Source organism: Peribacillus sp. CSMR9 (assembly GCF_033141925.1).
In the GTDB taxonomy this organism is placed as follows: domain Bacteria; phylum Bacillota; class Bacilli; order Bacillales; family DSM-1321; genus Peribacillus; species Peribacillus simplex_A.
Window position 1 is genome coordinate 1 of the sequence record NZ_JAOPHO010000160.1, and the last position, 2176, is coordinate 2176.

Genomic DNA, 2176 nt, shown 5'->3' on the forward strand with positions numbered 1-2176 from the left:
TTAATGTTGCCTAAATATAAACACGAGCTAAAACAAATTGAGGATATTTGTAAGCTATTAAACTTAAACCGCTTATAATTGTGTAAAAGCCCCTCTCATTGAGAAGGGCTTTTTTTAATCCTCTACAGTCACTCTAATAATCTCATCAAATAGAATATACTCAAAGGAACTATCTCTCTTTTGAATACGTAACTCTTTCGTGACAGGATGTATGAAAACACAGTATCCATACAATTCACGGGGATTCCCCTCGTTATGCAATCTAAAACTTATTGGTAAATGATATTCCATCACAAAATGAATATTGTTTTCAAACTCTTCAACCTGGTATTCATCAAGGATAGGCTTTTTATTTATGAAATAATCAACCTCACCTATTTTTTTATTTAAAGCTTTATGTTCCGGCATGATCAATGCTGCTTGCCATTTAACGAGCCCTCTATCACGAATTGTCCCCATCAGAATGATCCCTCCTTTACAGCTATCATACACGAACAAATATTCTCATTAAAGTCAGAAAAAAAGCCCTTCCAAGTTAAAGAGAAGGGTTTGATAATTTTTTAATGGGTTGATCTATTGCCATAACCGTTGCCCTTCTTCCGAAGCCAATGCATCTGCTTTTGTAACATGAACAGTACCAAATGGATGGTTAGGAGGAGCATATATCGAGTATAGTTTTAGCGGAATATTACCTGTATTGGTTACATTATGCCATGTGCCAGCAGGTATCATTATTGCATAATCATCATAGACGTTTCTTACAAAGATTAAATTATCCTTTCTATTGCCCATGTGAACAACCCCTTGACCTTGTTCAATACGTAAAAATTGGTCTACGTTAGGGTGAATTTCTAAACCAATGTCTTCACCAACTTTAATACTCATCAATGTAACTTGCAAATGTTTTCCTGTCCATAATGCGGTACGGTAGGTAGTGTTTTGTTTTGTAGCCTCATTGATATTCACTACATATGGTTTTGATCCATAATCTTTTACCTCAATATTATTTCTTCCATATGATGATTGTAAAAAACCCAATTGGTTAGCATTATTAACACTCCAATAATGAGGATTTCTTACATTGTTATACATTGGTCCATTTACATAATAAGGATTTTGATATTGATATGGATGGATATAAGGAACATAATACATTTTTCTCAACCCTTTACAGTTTATATAATTATCATATGTACTTGGTAAGGAAATGTAATTAACATTCAAGGCAAATTATAGAATGTCACTTTAGTTATTAAATTTCCTAATTGTTGAATAATTGTATTTTTTTCTAATACGAATGAATGATAATGTAAATTTTTATGCACAACTAACATACTCCAATAGTAGCGTAACTTTTATTGATTCTCCTCTCTCCCCTTTATATTCATTGTTAATTTAGTTTTCAACCAGCAGCAGGTGTCGCAGTAATTGTCCTTTTCCCTAATTCTTGGTCCAGTAATAAAAGAGCAGACGGATTATTTTCAGCAAGTTTTAGACGATTAACAATTGTTAGGCTCTGCGCCTCTTCGTTTATTTGTTCCCTTAAAAAGTCTTGTATAATAACTGAAGCTTGAGGGTCAACTTGATTTACATAATTATAGGCTTGACGATAAGAATTTGTAACGAATTGTTCATGAGCTAATACCTTTTGAAAAGTTTCTAATGGTGTTCCGAAGTCGCTTGGTTGAGCAGGAATATTATTGAGTGTTACAGTTCCATCCAAATCAACAACATAATCAATCAATTTAAGCATATGAGTTCTTTCTTCATCTGATTGCAAACGTAACCAGTGTGCCATGCCCGTTAAGTTCAACCTACCCATATACGCAGACATTGCAAGATATAGTGTTGTTGAAACATGCTCAACTTGAATTAAATTGTTAATTAATTTTTGAAGCTCTTCATTCATTTTTATCACTCCTATATAATTTGATAAAAACACACAAATCCTCCAGAATGCCAGTAACACAAGACATACAATCACTCTTTATTAGTTTTAAGGGAGTACTTAGATTTAAGTTATGTTCCCCATAGGTAAATGACACAATTTATTTAAAGGGTAGCTTTGCAGTAATCTGAGTATGCCTTATGCAACTAATCTGCCCCTTTAGCATTCCTGTAGATCGTTAAATATCAGGTTTGAAAAAAATAGAGCCCCTCAGTAAGATATGAGTAT

3 protein-coding genes are annotated in these 2176 nt (G+C 33.2%); all 3 read right to left on the bottom strand.

Going from position 1 to position 2176, the window contains the following annotated elements:
• Positions 1-114 precede the first annotated feature (114 nt).
• The 3 genes from N9I19_RS24510 to N9I19_RS24520 all read right to left on the bottom strand — a co-directional run bounded on the left by N9I19_RS24510 (position 115) and on the right by N9I19_RS24520 (position 1909).
• Entirely contained in the window at positions 115-459 is a 345-nt protein-coding gene (locus tag N9I19_RS24510; RefSeq protein WP_317779295.1) for a YolD-like family protein, read from the bottom strand.
• A gap of 114 nt (positions 460-573) precedes the next feature.
• A complete protein-coding gene (locus N9I19_RS24515; protein WP_317779296.1) occupies positions 574-1155 on the bottom strand; it encodes a cupin domain-containing protein in 582 nt (193 codons plus the stop codon).
• A 247-nt stretch (positions 1156-1402) separates the two neighbouring features.
• On the bottom strand, positions 1403-1909 hold the full coding sequence (locus N9I19_RS24520; RefSeq protein WP_061462526.1) for a ferritin: 507 nt from the start codon (positions 1907-1909) through the stop codon (positions 1403-1405).
• Between the last annotated feature and the right edge of the window lie 267 nt (positions 1910-2176).